The organism is Pseudomonas sp. PA-4-8C, assembly GCF_021606625.1.
Taxonomy (GTDB): Bacteria; Pseudomonadota; Gammaproteobacteria; order Pseudomonadales; family Pseudomonadaceae; genus Aquipseudomonas; species Aquipseudomonas lactis.
Genome location: NZ_WKCD01000092.1, coordinates 1 through 18,941, shown reverse-complemented (window position 1 = coordinate 18,941; position 18,941 = coordinate 1). Strand labels below are relative to the sequence as shown.

General features: G+C 60.7%; 19 protein-coding genes. 7 read left to right on the top strand and 12 right to left on the bottom strand.

Annotated features, from left to right (window positions below; genetic code table 11):
• Positions 1–215, bottom strand: a 215-nt coding sequence (locus tag GIW04_RS15735) for a prolipoprotein diacylglyceryl transferase family protein (protein ID WP_236479047.1), incomplete at its 3' end; no start/stop codon positions are given.
• A gap of 216 nt (positions 216–431) precedes the next feature.
• Between GIW04_RS15735 and GIW04_RS15730 the strand changes: the two genes are divergently transcribed.
• Positions 432–1,178 (top strand): NRDE family protein, encoded by a 747-nt coding sequence (locus GIW04_RS15730; protein ID WP_003195191.1) that lies wholly within the window; start codon positions 432–434, stop codon positions 1,176–1,178.
• Positions 1,179–1,408: 230 nt separating this feature from the next.
• On the opposite strand, the gene ptsP is transcribed toward GIW04_RS15730, so the two are convergent.
• Together ptsP and GIW04_RS15720 are read right to left on the bottom strand one after the other, a co-directional pair.
• Positions 1,409–3,688 carry a phosphoenolpyruvate--protein phosphotransferase gene (gene ptsP / locus GIW04_RS15725; protein ID WP_003195193.1) on the bottom strand — a complete coding sequence of 760 codons (2,280 nt, stop codon included), beginning with the start codon at positions 3,686–3,688 and terminating at the stop codon, positions 1,409–1,411.
• Between the two features lie 22 nt (positions 3,689–3,710).
• Positions 3,711–4,190 (bottom strand): RNA pyrophosphohydrolase, encoded by a 480-nt coding sequence (locus tag GIW04_RS15720; protein ID WP_003176750.1) that lies wholly within the window; start codon positions 4,188–4,190, stop codon positions 3,711–3,713.
• Between the two features lie 143 nt (positions 4,191–4,333).
• Between GIW04_RS15720 and GIW04_RS15715 the strand changes: the two genes are divergently transcribed.
• On the top strand, positions 4,334–4,990 hold the full coding sequence (locus GIW04_RS15715; RefSeq protein ID WP_003195195.1) for an HAD family hydrolase: 657 nt from the start codon (positions 4,334–4,336) through the stop codon (positions 4,988–4,990).
• A gap of 94 nt (positions 4,991–5,084) precedes the next feature.
• Here the strand turns inward: GIW04_RS15715 and GIW04_RS15710 are convergent, their stop codons facing one another.
• A complete protein-coding gene (locus GIW04_RS15710; RefSeq protein WP_034134006.1) occupies positions 5,085–5,498 on the bottom strand; it encodes a DUF2269 family protein in 414 nt (137 codons plus the stop codon).
• Positions 5,499–5,538: 40 nt separating this feature from the next.
• Positions 5,539–7,053 (bottom strand): threonine ammonia-lyase, biosynthetic, encoded by a 1,515-nt coding sequence (gene ilvA / locus GIW04_RS15705; protein ID WP_003195199.1) that lies wholly within the window; start codon positions 7,051–7,053, stop codon positions 5,539–5,541.
• Positions 7,054–7,191: 138 nt separating this feature from the next.
• On the opposite strand from ilvA, the gene rpiA reads away from it, so the two are divergent.
• Together rpiA and GIW04_RS15695 are read left to right on the top strand one after the other, a co-directional pair.
• Positions 7,192–7,863, top strand: a complete 672-nt coding sequence (gene rpiA, locus GIW04_RS15700; RefSeq protein WP_003195201.1) for a ribose-5-phosphate isomerase RpiA — start codon at positions 7,192–7,194, stop codon at positions 7,861–7,863.
• A gap of 333 nt (positions 7,864–8,196) precedes the next feature.
• A complete protein-coding gene (locus GIW04_RS15695; protein WP_120247487.1) occupies positions 8,197–10,143 on the top strand; it encodes an autotransporter domain-containing protein in 1,947 nt (648 codons plus the stop codon).
• On the opposite strand, the gene GIW04_RS15690 is transcribed toward GIW04_RS15695, so the two are convergent.
• From GIW04_RS15690 to GIW04_RS15675, 4 genes are all read right to left on the bottom strand, one after another.
• Positions 10,144–11,052 carry an SdiA-regulated domain-containing protein gene (locus GIW04_RS15690; RefSeq protein ID WP_034134008.1) on the bottom strand — a complete coding sequence of 303 codons (909 nt, stop codon included), beginning with the start codon at positions 11,050–11,052 and terminating at the stop codon, positions 10,144–10,146.
• 121 nt (positions 11,053–11,173) lie between these two features.
• A complete protein-coding gene (locus GIW04_RS15685) occupies positions 11,174–12,097 on the bottom strand; it encodes an SdiA-regulated domain-containing protein (RefSeq protein ID WP_014720370.1) in 924 nt (307 codons plus the stop codon).
• 247 nt (positions 12,098–12,344) lie between these two features.
• Positions 12,345–13,010, bottom strand: a complete 666-nt coding sequence (locus tag GIW04_RS15680; RefSeq protein ID WP_034134009.1) for a fumarylacetoacetate hydrolase family protein — start codon at positions 13,008–13,010, stop codon at positions 12,345–12,347.
• Between the two features lie 22 nt (positions 13,011–13,032).
• Positions 13,033–14,427 (bottom strand): FAD-binding oxidoreductase, encoded by a 1,395-nt coding sequence (locus GIW04_RS15675; protein ID WP_003195210.1) that lies wholly within the window; start codon positions 14,425–14,427, stop codon positions 13,033–13,035.
• Between the two features lie 205 nt (positions 14,428–14,632).
• Here GIW04_RS15675 and serA point away from each other — a divergent pair, with 205 nt between their 5' ends.
• Positions 14,633–15,862, top strand: a complete 1,230-nt coding sequence (serA, locus tag GIW04_RS15670) for a phosphoglycerate dehydrogenase (protein WP_003195214.1) — start codon at positions 14,633–14,635, stop codon at positions 15,860–15,862.
• Positions 15,863–15,997: 135 nt separating this feature from the next.
• On the opposite strand, the gene GIW04_RS15660 is transcribed toward serA, so the two are convergent.
• Positions 15,998–16,438, bottom strand: coding sequence for a DUF4399 domain-containing protein (locus tag GIW04_RS15660; protein WP_120247486.1), 441 nt, complete (start codon positions 16,436–16,438; stop codon positions 15,998–16,000).
• A 134-nt stretch (positions 16,439–16,572) separates the two neighbouring features.
• On the opposite strand from GIW04_RS15660, the gene GIW04_RS15655 reads away from it, so the two are divergent.
• Positions 16,573–17,046: a transporter substrate-binding domain-containing protein gene (locus GIW04_RS15655; RefSeq protein ID WP_003195218.1), complete on the top strand. Its 474-nt coding sequence runs from the start codon at positions 16,573–16,575 to the stop codon at positions 17,044–17,046.
• A gap of 47 nt (positions 17,047–17,093) precedes the next feature.
• On the opposite strand, the gene GIW04_RS15650 is transcribed toward GIW04_RS15655, so the two are convergent.
• Entirely contained in the window at positions 17,094–17,576 is a 483-nt protein-coding gene (locus GIW04_RS15650; RefSeq protein ID WP_003195220.1) for a DUF523 domain-containing protein, read from the bottom strand.
• A gap of 2 nt (positions 17,577–17,578) precedes the next feature.
• Positions 17,579–18,211 carry a 2OG-Fe(II) oxygenase gene (locus GIW04_RS15645; RefSeq protein ID WP_003195222.1) on the bottom strand — a complete coding sequence of 211 codons (633 nt, stop codon included), beginning with the start codon at positions 18,209–18,211 and terminating at the stop codon, positions 17,579–17,581.
• Positions 18,212–18,342: 131 nt separating this feature from the next.
• On the opposite strand from GIW04_RS15645, the gene GIW04_RS15640 reads away from it, so the two are divergent.
• On the top strand, positions 18,343–18,941 hold a 599-nt coding region (locus tag GIW04_RS15640; protein ID WP_236479045.1), incomplete at its 3' end, for a DUF2059 domain-containing protein.

Here is an 18,941-nt window from a genome sequence, read left to right as displayed (position 1 = left end):
TACCCCAGGCGCCCGCCGACGATCACGCCCATCGACATCCAGAACACCATGTCGGAGAGCTTTTCCTTGGTCCAGGTCGGGTCGAAACGGTTCAGGCGCCGGGAAGCCAGCAGCCAGGCACCGCCGATGCCGATCAGGTACATCAACCCGTACCAATGGATTTTCAGCGGACCGATGGCCAGGGCCACCGGGTCGATCTGCGGGTAAGGCAGCATTGCGACTCCTCGTTAAAACATTTAGTCATGACGCACCGGACCATGCCGATGTGCGATTAAGCCTGCGTTACAGCTGCGAGATCAAATTAAGAAGTTCACATACACACCAAACAGCCCGGCATGTTAACGGATCAGAGGTGCGCGGCCCAACTTCGAGACGATGGAACACCTGCGCGTCTGTGGGTAGAGTGGCAAAAACACAAAAGGGGTCACCCGATGTGCCTGATTGTTTTCGCCTGGCGACCGGGCCATGCCCAACCGCTGATCGTCGCGGCCAACCGCGATGAGTTCTACGCCCGCCCCAGCCTGCCGCTGGCCCAGTGGGCGGATGCGCCCCATGTCTATGCCGGTCGCGATCAGGAGGCCGGGGGCACTTGGCTGGGGGTGAACGCGGATGGGCGCTTTGCCGCCTTGACCAATATCCGCGACCCGCACCAGCCACCGGCACGCAAGTCTCGTGGCGAACTGGTTGCGCGGTTTCTCAGCGGTTCGCTGCCGATTGATGATTATTTGGCCGATGTGAATGGCCGCTCGATTGAATATGCCGGGTTTAACCTGCTGGTGGGCACGCGGGATGAGCTGTGGCACTACAACGCCAATGACACCGAGCCGACGTTGCTGAAGGCTGGGGTGTACGGGTTATCCAATGCCGGGCTGGATACGCCCTGGCCGAAGTTGCTAAAGGCCAAGGCGGCGTTCAGCGCAGTGCTGGAGAACCCCGAGCCGGAGGCCCTATTGGAGATTCTGAGCGACCCGCAGACCGCGCCGTTTGCCGAGCTGCCGGACACCGGCGTAGGCCTGGCGACTGAAAGCCTGCTGTCGAGCGTGTTTATCGCCAGCCCCAGTTACGGGACACGGGCGAGCACGGCGCTGATTGTGAATGCCGATGGGACGCGCAGGATGCTGGAGCGTAGTTTTGGCCCGCACGGGGGGCGGCTGGGTGAGGTGGACCTGATGTTTTAGCGCTGCTTGGACCACCGCTATCGCAGGCAAGCCAGCTCCCACAGGGGAATGCATTCCACAGGTGGGAGCTGGCTTGCCTGCGATGAAGGCGCCTCGGTCTTTGATCGTTCCCACGCTCTGCGTGGGAACGCCTCTTGTGACGCTCTGCGTCACGCTCTAAAAGCCGACGCGGAGCGTCCAGGGCTGCATTCCCACGCAGAGCGCGGGAACGATCTGCTAGAAGCTCGCTCCTACAGGGTTTTGGCCGAGGCCGGGTTGATCATCCGGGTCAACCCCAGGTTCTTCAACGCCAGTTGCAGCGAGCTGTGGATAACTTGCGGGTTGTCGATGGTCATCAACTCGGCGAGCAAATCCTTGGCCCTGCTCAACTCCACCTGGCGCAGCATCCACTTCACTTTCGGCAAGTTGGTGGCGTTCATCGACAGGCTGTCAAAACCCATCGCCATCAACAGCACCGCCGCCGCGGGGTCGCCGGCCATTTCGCCGCAGATACTCACCGGTTTGCCTTCGGCATGGGCGTCGCGCACCACGTGTTGCAGCGCTTGCAGCACCGCTGGGTGCAGGTAGTCGTAGAGGTCGGCCACCCGTGGGTTGTTGCGGTCCACGGCCAGCAGGTACTGGGTCAGGTCGTTGGAGCCCACCGACAGGAAGTCCACCTGCCGCGCCAGTTCCTTGGCCTGGTACACCGCCGCCGGGATTTCGATCATCACCCCAATCGGCGGCATCGGCACATCGGCGCCTTCGTCGCGCACTTCGCCCCAGGCACGGTGGATCAGGTGCAGGGCTTCTTCCAGTTCATGGGTGCCGGAGATCATCGGCAGCAGGATGCGCAGGTTGTTCAAGCCCTCGCTGGCCTTGAGCATGGCGCGGGTCTGGACGAGGAAGATTTCGGGATGGTCGAGGGTAACGCGGATGCCACGCCAGCCAAGGAAGGGGTTGTCTTCCTTGATCGGGAAATAGGACAGTGACTTGTCGCCGCCAATATCCAGGCTGCGCATCGTCACCGGTAACGGGTGGAAGGCTTGCAGTTGCTCGCGATAAATCGCCAGCTGCTCCTTCTCGCTCGGGAAACGCTGGTTGATCATGAACGGCACTTCGGTGCGGTACAGCCCCACCCCTTCGGCACCGCGTTGCTGCGCACGGGCTACATCCGCCAGCAGGCCCGTGTTCACCAGCAGCGGTACGCGGTGGCCGTCGGGGGTGACACACGGCAGCTCGCGTAGCGAATCCAGGCCCTGGGCCAGTTGCTTCTCTTCTTCCACCACCTCGGCGTATTGCTTGCGCAGCACGTCGCTGGGGTTGGTGAACACCTCGCCGCGATGCCCGTCGACGATCATGTCGATGCCATCGACCTTGGAATACGGCAGGTCTACCAGGCCCATCACCGTCGGGATACCCATGGCCCGGGCCAGGATCGCCACGTGGGAGTTACCCGAACCCAATACCGACACCAGGCCCACCAGCTTGCCTTCAGGCACTTCGCCAAGCTGGGTGGCGGTCAATTCTTCACTGACTAAAATGGTGTTATCGGGGAAGACCATGTTGGTGCTGCGGTCTTCCTGCAAGTACGCCAACAGACGGCGACCCAGGTCGCGCACATCCGACGCCCGCTCGCGCAGGTAGGCGTCGTCCATCATTTCGAAACGGTTGACGTGATCGGTGACCACCTGGCGCAACGCGCCCTGGGCCCACTGGCCGGTCTTGATCACGGTCTTGACTTCGTTACCCAGGGACGCGTCGTCGAGCATCATCTGGTACACGTCGAACAGCGCACGCTCTTCGGGGCGCAGCTGGGTCGCCAGCTTGGTCGACAGGTTGCGCATGTCGGCGCGCACGCCTTCGAGGGCGGTCTTGAACAGTTTGATCTCGGCGTCGATGTCACTGACGCTCTTGTCCGGCACCACATCGAGGTCGGCGGGCGGCAGCATGACCACCGCGGTACCCACCGCAGCGCCTGGCGAACCCGGTACACCGACGAACTTGGCTTCCTGGATACCCTTGCCCTGGCGCCCCAGGCCGCGAATCGAGCCGGTCGCTTCGGCGTGGGCAATAACCCCGGCCAGTTGCGCGCTCATGGTCACCAGGAAGGCTTCTTCGCCTTCGTCGAACTGGCGACGCTCTTTTTGCTGGATGACCAACACGCCGACAACGCGGCGGTGGTGAATGATCGGTGCGCCAAGGAACGAGGCGTAGCGCTCTTCGCCGGTTTCGGCAAAGTAGCGATAACGCGGGTGATCGGCCGCGTTTTCGAGGTTCAGGGGTTCTTCACGCGTCCCCACCAGGCCCACCAGACCTTCATTGGGCGCCATGCTGACCTTGCCGATGGAGCGCTTGTTCAAGCCCTCCGTGGCCATCAGCACAAAACGGTTGGTCTCGGGGTCCAGCAGGTAAACCGAGCAGACCTGGCTGCCCATGGCTTCCTTGACGCGCAACACAATAATCCCCAACGCCGCCTTGAGATCCTTGGCGGAGTTAACTTCCTGGACGATCTTGCGCAGCGTATTGAGCATGGCTCGGGGTCGAACTCCGTCGTCAGTCGCGCGCTAAAAGGCGCGGGGCAAGCTCTTTGAGAGCGCGACGATAAACCTCGCGCTTGAATGTCACCACCTGGCCCAACGGATACCAATAGCTGACCCAGCGCCAGCCATCGAACTCCGGTTTACCGGTCAAATCCATCCGCACCCGCTGCTCGTTGGAGATCAGGCGCAAAAGAAACCATTTCTGCTTCTGGCCGATGCACAGCGGTTGGCTGTGGGTACGCACCAGGCGTTGCGGCAAACGATAGCGCAACCAGCCACGGGTACAGGCCAGAATTTGCACATCTTCGCGCTCAAGGCCGACTTCTTCGTTCAACTCACGGTACAAGGCGTCTTCAGGGGTTTCGTCGGGGTTGATTCCACCTTGAGGAAACTGCCAGGCATCTTGGTTGATTCGGCGAGCCCATAGCACCTGTCCGGCATCATTCGTCAGAATAATGCCGACATTAGGACGGAAACCATCGGGGTCGATCACGGCAACAACCTCGCAAACGCATGTCGCCGCATTGTTCCACAAAGGTTGTTCCAGCGGCAACGAGGCTTCTTACCTTATGTGCACTCTTGTGAAAAGACCGTATTCTGGACGCCTTTTTACAGACTTTTCAGCGAGTAACTGCAATGCGCCTGGCCTTATTCGACTTGGACAATACCCTTCTGGGCGGTGACAGCGATCACGCCTGGGGCGATTACCTGTGTGAACGCGGTTTTCTCGACCCGGTGGCCTACAAGGCCCGCAACGATGAGTTCTACCAGGACTACCTGGCCGGCACGCTGGATAACGCCGCCTACTTGAACTTCTGCCTGGAAATCCTCGGCCGCACCGAGATGGCCCAGCTGGACGCGTGGCACAACGACTACATGCGCGACTGCATCGAGCCCATCCTGCTCCCCAAGGCCGTCGAACTGCTGGCCAAGCACCGCGCCGCCGGTGACAAGCTGGTGATCATCACCGCCACCAACCGCTTCGTCACCGCGCCGATTGCCGCACGCCTGGGCGTCGAGACCTTGATCGCCACCGAGTGCGAAATGGTGGACGGCCGCTATACCGGGCGCAGCACTGATGTGCCGTGCTTTCGTGAGGGCAAGGTGACACGTTTGAACCGTTGGCTGGAAGAAACCGGGCATAGCCTGGAAGGCAGCTACTTCTACAGCGATTCGATGAATGATTTGCCGTTGCTGGAGCAGGTGACCCACCCGGTGGCAGTGGATCCGGATCCGAATTTGCGCGCTGAGGCTGAAAAGCGTGGCTGGCCGGTGATTACACTGCGCAGCTGATGACGCTATCGCAGGCAAGCCAGCTCCCACATTTGGAATGCATTCCCCTGTGGGAGCTGGCTTGCCTGCGATGAACGCGACGCGGTCTAACGCTTTAAACCGGCTTGGCGCCCATCAGCCCTGCAATCGCCACAAACCCCACCAGGCTGACCACCGCCAGCACCAGGGTGAAATTCAGGCTCCCGCCCTCGCCCTTGCGCAGCCGATTGAGCCGCGCCACCAGCCAGAACCAGGCCAGCGCCGCCACGGTGTAGAGGATGCTGGAGCCCAAGATCCAGGTTTGCCCCAATGGCCAGCCGAGCAGGTGCACCAGCCACCAGCCGGTGAACGGCATGCTCACCAGGCATATCCCCATCAGCAGCCATATAAATGCCCAGGGGCGTTGCACGGTCGCAGACGGGCCGGCGCTGCGTTTACGCCACGCCAATACCGCCAGGCCCAGGCCGCTGAGCAGCAGCAATACGGTGGCGGTGATGTGGATCACCTTGAGGGTGGTCAGCGTTTCCATGGTCTCTATTCCTTTTAGGCCGCTCAGTCAGCGTAGTCGCTCAACCGAGGAACAGCTGGTAAGCCGGGTTTTCGCTTTCATCCCAGTACGGGTAACCGATTTGCGCCAACGCGGCAGGCACCAGGTGGCGCTCGTCCGCCGGCACTTGCAAGCCCGCCACCACTCGGCCGTCAGCCGCGCCGTGGTTGCGGTAGTGGAACATCGAGATGTTCCAGCGCCCGCCGAGCTTGTGGAGAAAGTTGAACAACGCCCCCGGTCGCTCCGGAAATTCGAAGCGAAACACCAACTCGTCGCTGACTTTGGCCGCATGCCCACCGACCATATGGCGGATGTGCAACTTGGCCAGTTCGTTCTCGGTGAGGTCCAGCACCGGGAAACCCTGGCTGGTCAGGCTGGCCACCAACGCGCTGCGCGGGTCGTTCTCCGGGTGGGTCTGCACGCCGACGAAGATGTGCGCTTCGCTGCCGGAGTGGTAGCGGTAATTGAATTCGGTGATCTGGCGCTTGCCCACCGCTTCGCAGAAGGCCTTGAAGCTGCCCGGCCGCTCGGGGATGGTCACGGCGATGATGGCCTCACGACCTTCACCCAACTCGGCGCGCTCGGCCACATGGCGCAAACGGTCGAAGTTGACGTTAGCACCCGAGTCGATGGCGACAAAGCTCTGGCCGCTGACGCCACGGGTCTCGACGTACTTTTTGATCCCGGCCACACCCAGCGCACCGGCCGGTTCGGTGATGGAGCGGGTGTCATCGTAGATGTCCTTGATCGCCGCACAGATTTCATCGGTGCTGACGGTGATCACTTCGTCCACATAGTCTTTGCAGATGTCGAAGGTATGCTGGCCGATCTGCGCCACCGCCACGCCATCGGCGAAGATTCCCACAGTCGGCAAAACCACGCGCTCGCCCGCCGCCATGGCGGCTTGCAGGCAGTTGGAGTCGTCCGGCTCCACGCCGATGATCTTGATTTCCGGGCGCAGGTATTTCACATACGCCGCAATCCCGGCGATCAGGCCGCCGCCGCCCACCGGTACGAAAATCGCGTCCAGCGGCCCTGGGTGCTGGCGCAGGATCTCCATCGCCACGGTGCCCTGCCCGGCAATGGTATGCGGATCATCGTAGGGGTGGATGTACACGTAGCCTTTTTCGTCGACCAGCTTGAGCGAGTAGGCCAGGGCTTCCGGGAAGGAATCACCGTGCAACACCACTTTGCCACCACGGGAACGCACGCCTTCGACCTTGATCTCCGGGGTGGTTTTGGGCATCACGATGGTGGCTTTCACCCCCAGCACCTTGGCCGCCAGGGCCAGGCCCTGGGCATGGTTGCCGGCCGACGCGGTGACGACGCCGCGTGCACGTTCTTCGGCACTGAGCTGGGTCAGCTTGTTGTAGGCGCCGCGAATCTTGAACGAGAACACCGGCTGCAAGTCTTCGCGCTTGAGCCAAATTTTGTTACCCAGCCGCTCGGAGAGCTGGCGGGCAGTCTGCAAGGGGGTTTCCACGGCGATGTCGTAAACGCGCGAGGTGAGGATTTTTTTGACGTAGTGTTCAAGCATCGGCAGGCATCTACTTCACGGGTTGGGCAGGGCCAAGGAGTCTAACCCAGCGTTTGGCCGGGCGACCACACGAATCCCGAGGTTTTGTTGGGTTATACTCGCCGCCCTCGTTAATTCCCCGCCCGTTCCGGAGCCCGCATGACCCAGGATCAACTCAAACAGGCAGTGGCCCAGGCCGCTGTCGATTTAATCCTTCCTAAACTCGACGACAAGAGCATCGTCGGTGTCGGCACCGGTTCCACCGCCAACTGCTTTATCGACGCACTGGCCCAGCACAAGGGCGCGTTCGACGGCGCCGTGGCCAGTTCCGAAGCCACCGCTGCCCGCCTCAAGGGCCATGGCATTCCGGTGTACGAGCTCAACACCGTGAGCGACCTGGAGTTCTACGTCGACGGCGCCGATGAAAGCGACGAGCACCTGAACCTGATCAAAGGCGGCGGCGCGGCCCTGACCCGCGAGAAGATTGTCGCGGCCGTGGCCAAGACCTTCATTTGCATCGCCGACGCGAGCAAGCTGGTCCCCGTGCTGGGCACGTTCCCACTGCCGGTGGAAGTCATCCCCATGGCCCGCAGCCACGTGGCCCGCGAGCTGGTGAAACTGGGCGGCGACCCGGTGTACCGCGAAGGCGTGTTGACCGATAACGGCAACATCATCCTCGACGTGTTCAATATGCAGATCACCAACCCGGTGGAACTGGAGACGCAGATCAACGCCATTGTGGGCGTGGTCACCAACGGCCTGTTCGCCGCGCGCCCGGCGGATGTATTGCTGCTGGGTACCCCGGAAGGCGTGAAAACCCTCAAAGCCTGACCCTGTGGGAGCCGGGCTTGCCCGCGATGCAGACGACTCGGTGTATCAATGGATACCGAGGCGATGCCATCGCAGGCAAGCCAGCTCCCACATGTGTTAGCGCTCGGCTCTAAAGCGATGTAACAAAAACGCTACTTTTCGCAGCACTCCTCGCCAAAACCGTGCGCTCTGTCACGGCATCCCCTGCCCCGCCTGGTATCCAATCCGTTACAAATTACAGCCACGCGACCCACGCGTTTAACAATGCGCCAATTTGCAGCCGCCCAGGGAATGAGGCGCGCATTGTGCAAAGGGTCTGGGCTTGAACGTCCCCCTCACCTCAAGGAAGACCTTGTGATAAAGCCTCTAGCCCTCGCCATCAGCGTTGCCGGTGCCCTGTTGCCCACCCATAGCCAGGCGTACGATTACGGCCAGCACGCCAACACCACCCTGGAAAAGCTGATCAACGATTACCCTGGCCGTTATCGCGGCACGGCCAATTTTGCCGGGGCAGCCGACTGGATGCAGAGCCAGATGGGCACGGCCTATAACATCAGCCGCCAGGATTTCACCTGGAACAACGGCAGCCGGGCTTCGCAAAACGTGGTGGCCTCTGCCGCTGGCACCAAGGCCCAGTACGTGGTGATTGGCGCGCATTTCGATACCTACTTCGGCCGCCCGACCCTACAAGGCCTGGATGACAACGGTTCCGGCGCCAGCGTGTTGACTGAGGTGGCGAAGAACCTCGGCGGCCTGTCACTGGAAAATGGCCTGCAAATCGTTGGCTTCGGCGCCGAAGAAGAAGGCCTGCGTGGCTCGCGGGCCTTTGTCGACTCACTCAGCGCCAGCCAGCGCGCCAACATGCTCGCGATGATCAACCTCGACAGCCTGATCACCGGTGACATGATGTATGCCCACGCCGGCCAGAACAGCACCGCCAACCCGGCCTTGGCCTCCTTGCGCGAGCACACCTTCCAGATCGCCAAGGAGTTGAACATCCCACTGTTCAGCAACCCCGGCCTCGACCCGCAGTACCCGAAGGGCACTGGCTGCTGCAGCGATGGTGAAGCGTTCGAACCGCTGAATATCCCGATCCTTTATATAGAGGCCACCAACTGGGAACTGGGCGACCTGGACGGCTACACCCAGACCGACAACCCGAAAATCCCCGGCGGCTCGACCTGGCACGACCCCACCGAAGACAACAAAGCCGTGCTGACCGATGCATTCGGCCAGGCGCGCATCGACCAGCGCCTGCGTGACTATTCACGCCTGCTCAGCCGCCTGGTGCTGGAACTGACCAACGCCGACCTGATGGCCTCGACCGCTTCCGGCGGTGCCGTTGCGCGCAATATGCAAGACAACCTGCAACGCCAGCATCAGGCCCTGGTACGCCTGCATGATCGCCGCTGGCTGACCCTGCAAGCGGCCAGCCGCGAGGTGGGCAGCTTTGATGGCGAGATCGGCGTGGATGGCGAATACAACCCGGACAGCGGCTTCGACAGCGCCCCCAACCCCGAAGCCCGGCGCCTGGGCCTGCATGCCCTCGGCGACTACCAACTGACTTCAAGCCTGAATATCGGCGCCAGCCTCAGCTACCTCAATGGGCGCGACAAACTGGAGCATCGCGGCAAGCTCGACAGCGACACCTGGCAGGCAGCCGTCTATGCACTGCTCAACGATGGTGGGCCAAGCTGGCTGGCCGGTGACCTGAGCGTGGGCCACACGCGCTTCGACTCCAAGCGCAACCTGGTCATCCAGGCCAATGGCGGGCCGATCCTGCTCAACCAGCAACTGACGGGCGATACCGATGCCCTGGCGTTGGGCGCACGGGTGCTGGGTGGCTATGACTTTGACTTTGGCGCGATCAAGAGCGGGCCGTTCGCCGGCCTGGACTACAGCCATTACCGCATCGACAAGTTCCACGAAAAGCAGAACCTGCGCACGGCCCTAGAGTACGAAGAGCAGTCTTTCGACTCCCTGGAAGCCAGCCTCGGCTGGCGCGTGCGCGGCGCTGTTGCCCTGCCCTATGGCCTGAACCTGATGCCCTACGGCGACATCGCCTGGGTCAAGGAATTGGCCGACGGCCGCCTGGACGACCTGCAACTCACCGCACGCGCCGATGGCCAGGCCCGCACCGCCAGGCTGGGCTCAGTGGATAAGAGCTTCGCTCGCGCACAACTGGGCAGCCAACTGGCGATCACCCCACAGCTGGGCGTGTTCGCCGAGGTCAACGGCCGCCTCGGGCATGCCGAAGGCAGCCAGACCGGTTATTCGCTGGGTGTGCAGTGGATGTTCTGATCAGGGTTTCTTGAACACGTAAAACAGGTTGGGCTCGCTGACCATGTACAGCGTGCCGTCGTCATCCATGGCGATCCCTTCGGCCTGGGGCACGCGCTTGCTCAGGCCATGGCGCCCTTTAAGCAACGACAGACTGCTTAGAGGGCGACCATCAATATCCAGCTCCAAGACCAGGAACGACTCATCCGACAGCGCCAACAGATGGCCGCTGCGCTCGTCGTATTGCAAGCTCGACAGGTCGCGCACAAACAGCCCGGCATCGCGCTTGGGGTTGTTGATCACATGCACCGAATAGGTTTTTTCCGGCTTGAAATGGGGAAACCCGTGCACCTCGTAGATCAGCATGGGGTCGCGTTCCTTGGCCACGAACAAGCGCTTGCCCACCGAATCGTAGGCCAACCCTTCAAAGCCCTTGTTGCCGCCGACGTGCACGCCCAGAGTCATTTGCTCCGCATCGGCAGCGTCGAGGAACTTGGTGTCTTCGTCCACATGCACTTTGATCAAGCGCTGCTGGCGCTCATCGCTGATGACGTAGATGTTGTCGCTGATAAATTCCACCGCTTCGGCATCGCCAAAGCCCACCAGGGGAATGCGCCGCAGGATCTTGCCCTCCAGCGACAACTCGACCAGTTCGGCGTTTTTATTGGTGACGGTAAACAGGCTTTTGCGCACAGGGTCGTAGGTCAGGGCCGAGACATCGTCGTCGAGCCCTTCGATCACCTGGCCTTCGAGGGTGACACGGTAGTCCGCCAGGCCAATGGCGCGCTCATCCGCAGGCTGGTACCACACCCGCCAGTTGAACCAGGCGCGTTCGAACAGACGGAACTGCTGTGCCACCAGCCCGGCAGCGACCAAGGCGAGCAATAGCAAGATAAAAACAGCAGGTTTAGGGCGGGCAAGTCGACGCATCGGGGCGGGCTCAGAGAAAAAACTGGCGAATAGATATCAAGGTCACCTGAATTTAAACTTAAACGCACCGGACTGTCTGGCGAATGCCGTTTATAAAGAAAAGTCTGACGTAATTCGTCAGTTATTTCTGCTTTTCAAAGCGATAGAACAGGTTTGGCTCACTGACCATGTACAGGTTGCCGCTCTCGTCCATGGTCACGCCTTCGGCACGGGGGATCGTGTCTTTCAGGCCATTGAAGCCGCCAAGCAAGGTCATGAAGCTGACTTGCTCGCCCGTTTCATCCAGTTCCAGCAGCAGGTGGGAATCGGCCGACAGCACCAGCAAATGCCCGGTACGTGGATCGATGGATAAAGCCGAGAGGTTACGCACATCCAGTTCGGTGCTGGCCAGTTTTTGCTTGTCGCCGGTCAGCGTATTGCCATCGCTTTTCCAGGTGAACAAGGCCGGCGGGCGCTCTTCGCCCAGCACCAGTTGCTGGTTACGCTTGTCCCAGGTGACGGCTTCAAAGGCTTTGTTCTGGTCTTTGGACGGGCCCAGGTCATAACTGGGGAAATCGGCCTTGTTCAGCGCCGTAGTGCCGGCGTCGACCTTGACCACGGTCAGGCTGTGATCGCGTTCATCGACCACCGCCATCAAGCCGTTTTCCATCACTGCCACGCCTTCCGGATTGTTCCAACCGTTGAGCGGCATTTTGCGCAACACATCGCCTTGCAGGCTCAGTTCGACCAGGAAGGGATTCTTGCCCATCACTGAAAACAGGGTTTTGGTCTGCGGGTTATAGGACAGGTCTGATGCCTCGTCCTTCTCCATACCGGGCAGCAACTTGGCGTCGATCACCGCGTGATAGTCCGGCAGCCACACACTTTCGCGGCGTTCGGCCGAACTCTCGAAACGTTCCAGCACCCACAGCAGGCCGCGATCGTCCCAGTGCATGGCCCAGGCGATGCCATACAAAATGGCACCGGCCAAGAACACCCAGGAATACCAGCGCATGGACAAGCGAGAGCGGAGCGAGGTTTTCGAAGTGGGCAGAGGCACGACCATTGAGCGCTTTTCCGGAAAGTGAGCTGTAGGGGATAGCACAGGATTCAAGGACCCGCGCGCAAGAGCAGGGAATTATCCGGATGGCGTGTGAAAAAAATGCAAAACGCCGGATCTTGCAGATGTACACAAACAACTGTGGGAGCGGGCTTGCCCGCGATGGCGGTGTGACAGTCACTGAACAGTTGACTGAACGCCCTCAATCGCGGGCAAGCCCGCTCCCACAGTTTGATCGCAGTGTGCCGGCTACTTAGCGCACAACGCTTTCGAAGCGATTCACACCCGCCAGCTCCAACACCACTTCATCCCCCACATTCAACGGGCCAACGCCCGCCGGGGTGCCGGTCAGGATCACGTCGCCCGCTTGCAGGGAGAAGCAACCTGCCATGTACTGAATCATCGGCACAATCGGGTTGAGCATCTGAGCGCTGTTGCCGTCCTGGCGCACTTCGCCGTTGATGCTCAGGCGAATGCCGATATCGGCCATGTCCGCAAAGGTACTGCTGACCACGAAGGGCGCAATCACCGCCGCGCCATCGAACGACTTGGCGATTTCCCACGGCAGGCCCTTGGCTTTGAGCTCGGCCTGTTTGTCGCGCAGGGTCAGGTCCAGGGCCGGGGCGAAGCCGGAGATGGCGTCCAGCACTTCTTCCCGGCTCGGCTTGGCGGACAAAGGCTTGCCGATCAACACGGCGATTTCCGCTTCGTAGTGCACCGAACCACGTTCGGTCGGTATGGCAAAACCGCCTTCCAACGGCACCACGCAGCTGCCCGGCTTGATGAACAGCAGCGGCTCGGTGGGCACCGGGTTGTCCAGTTCCTTGGCGTGTTCGGCGTAGTTACGCCCGATGCACACCACTTTACCCACCGGGAAGTGGATGTTGGTGCCGTCGACATACTTGTGCTGGTAGCTCATGGAACGACTCCTTCAGGTGCGATTAAACAGCGAAGATCTTGCCGGGGTTCATGATCCCGTTAGGGTCAAACACCGCTTTAACGGCCTTCATGTATTCGATTTCAACCGGTGAACGGCTGTAGGTCAGGTAATCGCGCTTGGTCATGCCCACCCCGTGCTCGGCGGAGATCGAGCCGTTGTACTTGGCGACGGTCTCGAACACCCACTTATTCACGGTGGCGCACTTGGCGAAGAACTCATCCTTGCTCAGGTTTTCCGGCTTGAGGATGTTCAGGTGCAGGTTGCCGTCACCGATATGGCCAAACCAGACGATTTCGAAGTCCGGGTAGTGTTCACCGACGATCGCGTCAATTTCGCTCAGGAACGCCGGCACTTTCGAGACAGTCACCGAGATGTCGTTCTTGTACGGCGTCCAGTGGGAAATGGTTTCGGAGATGTACTCGCGCAGTTTCCACAGGTTGTGCAGCTGGGTTTCGCTCTGGCTCATCACGCCATCCAGCACCCAGCCTTGCTCCACGCAATGCTCGAAGGTTTCCAGGGCGTGGTTGGCGACTTCTTCGGTGGTGGCTTCGAATTCCAGCAGAGCGTAGAACGGGCACTCGGTTTCGAACGGCGCCGGCACATCGCCACGGCCAAGGACTTTGGCCAGGGCCTTGTCGGAGAAGAATTCGAAGGCGGTCAGGTCCAGCTTGCTCTGGAAGGCGTGCAGCACTGGCATGATCGAGTCGAAATCAGTCGTGCCGAGCACCATTGCCGTGAGGTTCTTTGGCGCACGGTCCAGGCGCATGGTGGCTTCGACCACAAAGCCCAGGGTGCCCTCGGCACCGATAAACAGCTGGCGCATGTCGTAGCCGGTGGCGTTCTTGATCAGGTCGCGGTTCAGCTCCAGCACATCGCCTTTGCCAGTGACGACCTTCATGCCGGCCACCCAGTTGCGGGTCATACCATAGCGAATTACTTTGATCCCGCCGGCATTGGTGCCGATATTGCCGCCAATCTGGCTGGAACCGGACGAGGCGAAGTCCACCGGGTAATACAGGCCGTTTTCTTCAGCGACGTTCTGCAACTGCTTGGTGACCACACCCGGCTGGCACACGGCGGTGCGGTCGGTGAGGTTCACGTCGAGGATCTGGTTCATATAGTCGAACGACACCACCACTTCGCCATTGGCGGCCACGGCAGCCGCCGACAGCCCGGTGCGCCCACCCGATGGCACCAGCGCCACCTTGTGTTCATTGGCCCAGCGTACGATGGCCTGCACCTGCTCGGTGGTCTTGGGGAACACGATGGCGGTGGGTGCGGGGGCGAAGTGCTTGGTCCAATCCTTGCCGTAAGCCTCCAGGGAGTCGGCGTCGGTCAGCACTTTGCCGGGCTCAACCAGGGTCTTTAGCTCATCAATCAGGGCAGGATGGGTCATCGACAGAACTCTCGAACAATTCATGGTCATCCTGAGAACGCTTCACGTCGCAGGAATAGGTGTTTAGCGGGGTGCGTATGCTAGCATACCGCCCCCGCAGGACAGACCCAAAGGGCGTTTCTGCGGTGACGGCTTTCCTGCCGTCCGGGTCAGCTTGCGCTGCTCGACTCCCTGCCAATTTTCTCCGGGATACAGGTTTACGCAGATGAGCAAGACTTCTCTCGATAAGAGCAAGATCAAGTTCCTTCTTCTGGAAGGCGTCCACCCATCGGCTGTCGACGTTCTGAAAGCCGCCGGGTACACCAGCATTGAGTACATCACCAGTTCTCTGCCGGAAGCCCAGCTCAAGGAAAAGATCGCCGACGCGCACTTTATCGGCATTCGCTCCCGCACTCAGCTGACCGAAGAGATCTTCGACCACGCCAAGAAACTCGTGGCTGTCGGCTGTTTCTGCATCGGCACCAACCAGGTCGACCTCAATGCAGCGCGCGAGCGCGGCATCGCGGTGTTCAACGCACCGTACTCCAACACCCGTTCCGTTGCGGAGCTGGTGCTGGCCGAGGCCATCCTGCTGCTGCGCGGTATCCCTGAGAAGAACGCTTCCTGCCACCGTGGCGGCTGGATCAAGAGCGCAGCCAACTCCTTCGAAATCCGCGGCAAGAAGCTGGGTATCGTTGGCTACGGCTCGATCGGCACGCAACTGTCGGTATTGGCTGAAGGCCTGGGCATGCAGGTGTTCTTCTACGACACCCTGACCAAGCTGCCATTGGGCAACGCCACCCAAGTGGCCAGCCTGACCGAGCTGCTGGGCATGTCCGACATCGTCACCCTGCACGTGCCGGAAACGGCCGAGACTCAGTGGATGATCGGCGAGAAGGAAATCCGCGCAATCAAGAAAGGCGGGATCCTGATCAACGCCGCACGCGGCACCGTGGTCGAGCTGGATGCCCTGGCCGACGCGATCAAGGACAAGCACCTGATCGGCGCTGCCATCGACGTGTTCCCGGTGGAGCCGCGCTCCAACGATGACATCTTCGAAAGCCCGCTACGTGGCCTGGACAACGTGATCCTGACCCCGCACATCGGTGGTTCCACCGCTGAAGCCCAAGCCAACATCGGCCTGGAAGTCTCGGAAAAGCTGGTCAAGTACAGCGACAACGGTACTTCGGTATCGTCGGTCAACTTCCCGGAAGTAGCCCTGCCGGCTCACCCGGGCAAGCACCGCCTGCTGCACATCCACCAGAACATCCCTGGCGTGATGATGGAGATCAACAAGGTCTTCGCGGAAAACGGCATCAACATCTCCGGTCAGTTCCTGCAGACCAACGAGAAGGTCGGCTACGTGGTGATCGACGTCGACGCCGAGTACTCGGACCTGGCGCAAGAGAAGCTGCAGCACATCAACGGCACTATTCGTAGCCGCGTGTTGTTCTAGTAGGAGCGAGCTTGCTCGCGAAGAACGTCAACGATGACGCGTTTAGCCTGATTAAACGCGGCGCCCTCAGGTTCTTCGCGAGCAAGCTCGCTCCTACCAATAAAAAACGGGAGCCCCGCAAAGGGCTCCCGTTTTTTATTTGACGTTAACAGTGATCACTTTCGATGCAACAGTGGGTTCGAACTGGCGATGCACGTTGTCGCCGGCCACCAGTTGCAGGGTGTGCTTGCCTGGCGTCAGGGTCAGCTCGGTTTCGGTTTGCGCCTTGCCGAAGTGAATTGAGGTGGCGGTGGCTGGGATCGCCTCGTTGGCGTTGAGCGCCCCCACTTCCTGGTCTACCAGCAGGTGGTGGTGACCGGCGTTAGGCACTTGCTTGTCGATCGGCTCCAGGTCCAGCTTCTTGACGCCGAATTTGACGGTGAAGGTTTTATCAACGGTGGCGCCATCTTTCGGCGAGACGATAAACACTTCCGCGCCTTCAGGTGCAGGTGTACGCGGAAGGTCTGCGGCGCTGGCCAACATCGAGGTACCCAGCAAAAGGCTGGCAATCGTTGCACGGGACAAAAGGGCTTTCATTCGCTTCTCCAGTTTTTCTGTGAAATCTGTAGGGTTATGACAACTTCGCGATAAATTGCGGTCCAAGGCACCCGACACCATAGCAAAACGATGCTCAACGGCGCCTCGCCTGTACGAATTCTTTAGGAGTGACCATGCGCTTTTCGCCTGGCCTGTTGCTGCTGCTTGCTCTTCTGAGCCCCTTGGCTCATGCCGAACTGATTGACGACGTCAACGATCGCGGTGAACTGCGCATCGCCCTGGAAGCCAACACCCCGCCGTACAATTTCAAAGAGGGCGACAAACTCGCAGGCTTTGAAGTGGAGCTGGGTGAACTGCTGGCCAAGGAAATGGAGGTGCGCTCCTCGTTTATCACCACCGATAACGCTGACCTGCTTTCCGGCGTGGAAACCGGCAAGTACGACGTGGCCATTAACCATATCGCTATGACTGCCGAGCTTGAGGATCGTTTCGATTTCAGTGAGGCTTATCACCAGAAGCCGCAATTGGCGATCCCGTTCCAGAAGGGCAACCCGGCGTTCAAAAGCAGTTTGAATGGGGCGTTGAAGCGGGTGACGGACGATGGCCGGTTGAAGGCGCTGACAAAGAAGTGGTTTGAGGTGCAGTAAATGTGGGAGCTGGCTTGCCTGCTCCCACATTTGATTTATGCAAGTTTCTAAAGCCGGGTGAGGGCCACCGCCGCCTCTGGCAACTGCAGCTCACTGAACACCTGCACACCATGGCGCTTGAGCAGCGCCGCCGTGACGCCTTCGCCACTGACCTTCACCCCACTGAAGGTGCCGTCATAGGTCAACAGGTTGCCGCAGGATGGGCTGTTGGCCTTGAGAATGGCGATGCGGATGTGATGGCGTTGCACCAGCGCCAAGGCCTGGCGGGCACCGTCGAGAAAGGCGCTGGTGAAGTCTTCGCCCTCGGCCGTCAGCACCTGGGCGCGGCCTTCCCACACGTCGATGCCCTGCCCGCCTGGGATTTCGGCCGATGACCGCGGTGTGGGCAAGCCGCCCGCCACTTCCGGGCAGATGGCAACCACGCGACCTTCAGCTTGCCACGCTGCCAGTTGGTCGAACGGGCCGCTGGCCCCGCCGTCATAGCGCACCTTGTGCCCGAGCAGGCAGCGGCTGACCAGAATCTTTTCCATGCTCAAAACGGTTCATTACCCCGCCGGCGAAACCAGCCCGTCAGGGACAGGCGTTCACGCGTAGCGGGCAGGACTTCGTGGGGCACCTCGCCCGAGAGGAATACCACCAGGCAACCCCCGGTGGGCACCACGTCATACTCGACGCCGCCCTTGAGGTACATGCGCAGTTGGCCGCCATGTTCGGGCAGCCAGGCGTCGTTCAAGTAAATCACCGCCGAGACCATGCGCCGGTCGTCGTCGCGAAAACGGTCTACATGCTTGAGGTAAAACGCCCCCGGCGGGTACATCGCAAAGTGGCTTTCGAAATCTTCCAGGCCCAGGAACAGGCTGCGATTCATCGCCAGGCGCAGGCCGTCCATCACGCCCATATAGGTGTCGCAGATAGGCGCGTCACCCTCCTCCAGCCACTGGATATGGTCACCGCGAATGCCTTCGCGAATCTCCTGGGCCGGCCCACGCCCTACCGCTGCGGGCGCCAATTCACCCTGCGCCGCACGTTTACGGCACTCAGCCGCCAGCTCCAGGGTCAGAGCCTGGGGCAGGAAGCCATTTTGCTGCGACCAGCCTTTTTCGGCCAGGTCGTCGACGATGCGTTGCAGCAGCGGGTGATCGAGGGGTATTTGCATGGCGCGCATAGTATCCATACGCCTGAAAATCCGACAGCGCCGTTGAGCGTCCGAATACACTTTAGTCAGGTGACTGATAGGACTTCTCGACAAATCCTACGCCCGACACGGACAATAGTGGCCGACTGACAGGAGTCCTTATGCGTCGTTTGTTTTTTTCTGTGTTGATGTTCTGCGTTTTGCCCGCCTGGGCAGACGGCCATGACCAGTTGTATAAGGTCGCCGGCTGGGCCGAACAACGTGCGCACTTCAATGACGCCCTCAGTGCCGCCCAGCAGCGCTACCGCAATAGCCTGCCGCCAGTGGTGTACCAGGCGCTGGTGGACAACAGCAATAAACGCTTTGCCGCCCAGGCCATGGACCAGCGTGCCGAGGCGCAACTGCGCAAGCACTTGCCCGACCCGAAACCTGCCCTGGCGTTTTTCCAATCGCCCCTGGGCCGCAAGATTGTCGCCGCCGAGTTGCTGGCCACGCGCCGCGACCAATTGGCGAAAAACGCCCAGGGCCTGCCCAAACTCGAAGCCGATGCCACCCGCAGCCTGATCATCGGCCACCTGGCCCAGGCCCTGCCCGCCCGCGAGGCCGGTGCCGAGGTCAGCCTGGCGATTGCGGGCGTGGCGGCCGACAGCTTGAGCCAGATGATCCCCGGCTTGCTAGGCGGTGGCCAGGCACAAGGCATGTTGAATGGCCAGCGCGAGCGGCTGATGCAGCAGATCGACAAGGATTTGAACAATACCTT

Excerpts from the sequence above, each read along its gene's own strand:
- GIW04_RS15690 (WP_034134008.1), bottom strand. The coding sequence starts at position 11,052 with ATGCGTCGACTTGCCCGCCCTAAACCTGCTGTTTTTATCTTGCTATTG.
- GIW04_RS15650 (WP_003195220.1), bottom strand. The coding sequence starts at position 17,576 with ATGGAAAAGATTCTGGTCAGCCGCTGCCTGCTCGGGCACAAGGTGCGC.
- GIW04_RS15685 (WP_014720370.1), bottom strand. The coding sequence starts at position 12,097 with ATGGTCGTGCCTCTGCCCACTTCGAAAACCTCGCTCCGCTCTCGCTTG.
- serA (WP_003195214.1), top strand. The coding sequence starts at position 14,633 with ATGAGCAAGACTTCTCTCGATAAGAGCAAGATCAAGTTCCTTCTTCTG.
- GIW04_RS15680 (WP_034134009.1), bottom strand. The coding sequence starts at position 13,010 with ATGAGCTACCAGCACAAGTATGTCGACGGCACCAACATCCACTTCCCG.
- GIW04_RS15660 (WP_120247486.1), bottom strand. The coding sequence starts at position 16,438 with ATGAAAGCCCTTTTGTCCCGTGCAACGATTGCCAGCCTTTTGCTGGGT.
- GIW04_RS15730 (WP_003195191.1), top strand. The coding sequence starts at position 432 with ATGTGCCTGATTGTTTTCGCCTGGCGACCGGGCCATGCCCAACCGCTG.
- ptsP (WP_003195193.1), bottom strand. The coding sequence starts at position 3,688 with ATGCTCAATACGCTGCGCAAGATCGTCCAGGAAGTTAACTCCGCCAAG.
- rpiA (WP_003195201.1), top strand. The coding sequence starts at position 7,192 with ATGACCCAGGATCAACTCAAACAGGCAGTGGCCCAGGCCGCTGTCGAT.
- GIW04_RS15645 (WP_003195222.1), bottom strand. The coding sequence starts at position 18,211 with ATGCGCGCCATGCAAATACCCCTCGATCACCCGCTGCTGCAACGCATC.
- GIW04_RS15655 (WP_003195218.1), top strand. The coding sequence starts at position 16,573 with ATGCGCTTTTCGCCTGGCCTGTTGCTGCTGCTTGCTCTTCTGAGCCCC.
- GIW04_RS15710 (WP_034134006.1), bottom strand. The coding sequence starts at position 5,498 with ATGGAAACGCTGACCACCCTCAAGGTGATCCACATCACCGCCACCGTA.
- GIW04_RS15715 (WP_003195195.1), top strand. The coding sequence starts at position 4,334 with ATGCGCCTGGCCTTATTCGACTTGGACAATACCCTTCTGGGCGGTGAC.
- ilvA (WP_003195199.1), bottom strand. The coding sequence starts at position 7,053 with ATGCTTGAACACTACGTCAAAAAAATCCTCACCTCGCGCGTTTACGAC.
- GIW04_RS15675 (WP_003195210.1), bottom strand. The coding sequence starts at position 14,427 with ATGACCCATCCTGCCCTGATTGATGAGCTAAAGACCCTGGTTGAGCCC.